This window comes from Clostridia bacterium, from assembly GCA_028698525.1.
In the GTDB taxonomy this organism is placed as follows: domain Bacteria; phylum Bacillota; class Clostridia; order JAQVDB01; family JAQVDB01; genus JAQVDB01.
In genome coordinates this window covers 1-3,658 of sequence record JAQVDB010000115.1, presented here as the reverse complement: position 1 = coordinate 3,658, position 3,658 = coordinate 1, and the positions used below count along the sequence as shown (strand labels likewise).

The 3,658-nt window shown below is 33.4% G+C and carries 3 protein-coding genes; all 3 read left to right on the top strand.

Features of this window, described 5'->3' with window-relative positions:
• Positions 1 to 242: DNA repair protein RecO C-terminal domain-containing protein (locus PHP06_10825; protein MDD3841033.1), on the top strand; the 242-nt coding region annotated here is incomplete at its 5' end.
• 306 nt (positions 243 to 548) lie between these two features.
• Positions 549 to 1,433: a glycine--tRNA ligase subunit alpha gene (gene glyQ, locus PHP06_10820; protein ID MDD3841032.1), complete on the top strand. Its 885-nt coding sequence runs from the start codon at positions 549 to 551 to the stop codon at positions 1,431 to 1,433.
• Entirely contained in the window at positions 1,426 to 3,516 is a 2,091-nt protein-coding gene (gene glyS, locus PHP06_10815) for a glycine--tRNA ligase subunit beta (GenBank protein ID MDD3841031.1), read from the top strand. The genes glyQ and glyS overlap by 8 nt, the downstream gene beginning before the upstream one ends.
• Positions 3,517 to 3,658: the final 142 nt, after the last annotated feature.

Genomic DNA, 3,658 nt, shown 5'->3' with positions numbered 1-3,658 from the left:
TTAGATTCAGCACTAAATTCAACGGAATTATATGTAATAAATGTTTAAAATATGATTTGAGTTCTTTGAAATTAAGTATAGCTGCTTTTAAAACTATGAGCTATATACTGGAGAATGATATAGGCAGGTTAAAAGCTCTGAAGATAAACTCTAAAGACGCTATTCAAATAAGACATATAATGGATTCATATATAAGACATATACTGGAGAAAGACATAAATATTTATAGTTATTTGATGTAAGCCATATTGACATGTACATGCTGCTTTGATAAATTATAATAGAAAACAATATATGGATACTGTGAAGGAAAGAAAGAATGCATCTAAAAAGCGAGCTGATGATGGTGAAAGTTCAGCAAGATGATCTAATGGCACTTTCCGGAGTATTATTTTTAAAAAGAGTTGGGTGCATACCAAAAAGGGTGGAACCGCGGAAGTATACCTTTCGTCCCTTATGAATTAGAGAGGGATGGAAGGTTTTTTAATGTCTAAAAAGATTATACGAGTGCTTATAAAATGGTACTTGATTTAAAGAGGAGGTTGGATATGAATTTTCAGGATTTAATTTTGACTTTACAAAATTATTGGGCAGAGCAAAAATGCGTTGTAGGCCAGCCATATGACGTGGAAAAAGGTGCTGGTACTATGAATCCAAATACTTTTTTAAAGGCTCTAGGACCAGAGCCCTGGAATGTTGCATATGTTGAACCATCTAGAAGGCCTAAAGATGGAAGATACGGGGATAATCCCAATAGACTGTACCAACATCATCAATTTCAAGTAATAATGAAGCCTTCTCCAGATAATATTCAAGAAATATATTTGGACAGCTTAAATAAAATAGGGATAAATCCTATCATGCATGATATACGGTTTGTAGAGGATAATTGGGAATCACCGACTTTGGGTGCATGGGGATTGGGATGGGAAGTTTGGTTGGACGGTATGGAGATAACCCAGTTCACTTATTTTCAGCAAATAGGCAGTATAGACTGTAACCCTGTATCTGTTGAGATTACCTACGGACTTGAAAGAATATGTATGTATTTACAACAAAAAGAAAATATCTATGATATAGTTTGGACAGATGGGATTACTTACGGGGATATTTTCCATAGGGCAGAATATGAACATTCAGTGTATAACTTTGAAGAAGCAGATGTGGATATGTTGTTTAAATTATTCGACATGTATGAAAATGAAGCAAAGCGAACAATTAAAAAGCAGCTGATAGTTCCTGCATATGACAATGTTCTTAAATGTTCTCATGCTTTTAATTTACTGGATGCCCGGGGAGCGATAGGTGTAAATCAAAGAACAGGTTATATATCTAGGGTAAGAAATCTATCCAGATTATGTGCTAAAAAATATATGGAACAGAGAGAACAGTTAGGCTATCCATTGTTGAAAGGAGTGAGTTCTAATGAATAACAATGTTTTGTTAGAGATAGGGACAGAAGAGATACCATCAAAGTTTATGCCTGATATTTTAAAGCAGGTAAATGTTCTAACTAAAGACAAACTAAAAAGCAACAGGATTGAATATCATAGTGTGTCAGTGTACGGTACACCTAGGAGAATTGTTCTTAATATACGAGATATCGCAGAAAAGCAGAAAGATTTGTCCCAGTTGGTTCGCGGTCCTTCAAAAAAGATAGCTTTTGATTCTAAAGGTAATGCCACCAAAGCTGCCATTGGTTTTGCCAAGAGCAATCATGTAAGGGTAGAAGACCTTGTTGTAAAAGAGCAAAAAGGTGGAGAATATGTATATGCACAAAAGCTAGAAGTTGGCAATGATACTCCCAATGTTTTGGTTACTGTTTTGCCTGAGATTATTCTTTCATTGAATTTCAAAAGCTCTATGAGATGGGGTACAAGCAGCATGAGATTTATTCGTCCTATTAGATGGGTATTATGCCTTTATAATGATTCTGTTATTGAATTTGAAATTGATGGTATTAAAAGCGGGAGAAAAACTAGAGGGCATAGGTTTCTTGGGGATGGGTGTGTAATTGTTGAAAATGCCCAAGAATATTTTGATAAGATGTTACAACAATATGTTATAGTAGATCCTGAAGAAAGAAAGAGTATTATAAAAAAACAGGTTAAAAAAATTGCGCAAGATATTGATGGAAAAGTACCAGAAGATGAATCCTTGCTTGAAGAAATTGTATTTCTTACAGAATATCCTACAGCTCTGTACGGTACATTTCAAAAGGAATACCTGAAACTGCCTAAAGAAGTTGTGATAACTCCCATGAAGGAACATCAAAGATATTTCCCTGTAGTAGATCAGGATGATAATCTGATGCCTTATTTTATTACAGTGAGGAATGGCAATAGTGAGTATATAGAATTAGTAAGAACAGGCAATGAAAGGGTGCTTAAAGCTCGTTTGGCAGATGCAAAGTTTTTTTATGAGCAAGATCAAAAAAGAGAATTAGACCAAAACGTTGAAAAGTTGAAAGGCATAATATTTCAAGAGAAAATTGGAACAATATATGATAAAACAAAAAGATTAGAGGATATTTCATATCAAATTGCGGAAACAGTAGGTCTGTCATCGGAACAAAAGGGAAAAGTTAAACGAGCGGCCTATCTTTGTAAGGCGGATTTAGTAACTGAAATGGTAAATGAATTTGATGAGCTTCAGGGAATCATGGGTAGGGAGTATGCACTCATTCAAGGCGAAGACAATGACGTGGCTAATGCGATTTATGAACATTATCTTCCAAGGCACTCAGGGGATGATTTGCCTAAATCTATTGTAGGTAGTATATTGAGCATTGCCGATAAGCTAGATTCAATAGTGGGGTTTTTTGCAATAGGTATAAAACCCACTGGTTCGCAGGACCCATATGCTCTTAGACGAAGTGCTTTAGGGTTTATCAATATAATTGTTAAAACTGAGATGAGTATTCCTTTGGACTCAACAATAAAGAACATAGTGACGTCTTATAATAAACAGTTTGATAATAAATTTGATTATGACGTTGTACAAAAAGATGTGATTGATTTTCTAAAACAAAGAATAAAAGTTATAATGCTTGACATGAATATAAATTATGATATTGTTAATGCTGTGATAAATGTCCAGTTTAATGATATACTTGATGTGGTCAATAAAGCTAAAGCAATAATGAAATTTAGGCTGGAAAACCCAGGCAAATTTACAGAGGCTGTAACTGCATACAGAAGAGTATATAACATTGCATCAGACTTTAATGGAAAAATTAACATAAATGAGCAGCTATTTGAAAAAGATATAGAAGAAAAGCTATGGGATGTTTATAAAGTTGCAAATAAAAAAATGACTGTAGCTATTAGCGATAAAGACTATGAGAAAGCTTTAGAAATCATTTTACAGACTAGTTCGTTGATAAATCAGTACTTTGATAATATAATGGTTATGGTAGAGCAAGAAGACATTAAAAATAACAGATTATCGCTATTAAGTTGTATGCTCAAACTGATGAATAACTTGATGGACGTATCAAAGATAGTGATAGATTAAAAAATGACTATCTAAAATTATATTTTTATTGTATAATATATCTAGTTTTGATGTATTATCTGTAAAAACAATCAAAACCATTATTAGAAATTGATGGCCTAAATGTTTAAAGGTTTTTATACTTTAAACTTGAGATAAAACT

Coding starts and splice junctions, on each gene's coding strand:
- glyQ (MDD3841032.1), top strand. CDS start 549: ATGAATTTTCAGGATTTAATTTTGACTTTACAAAATTATTGGGCAGAG.
- glyS (MDD3841031.1), top strand. CDS start 1,426: ATGAATAACAATGTTTTGTTAGAGATAGGGACAGAAGAGATACCATCA.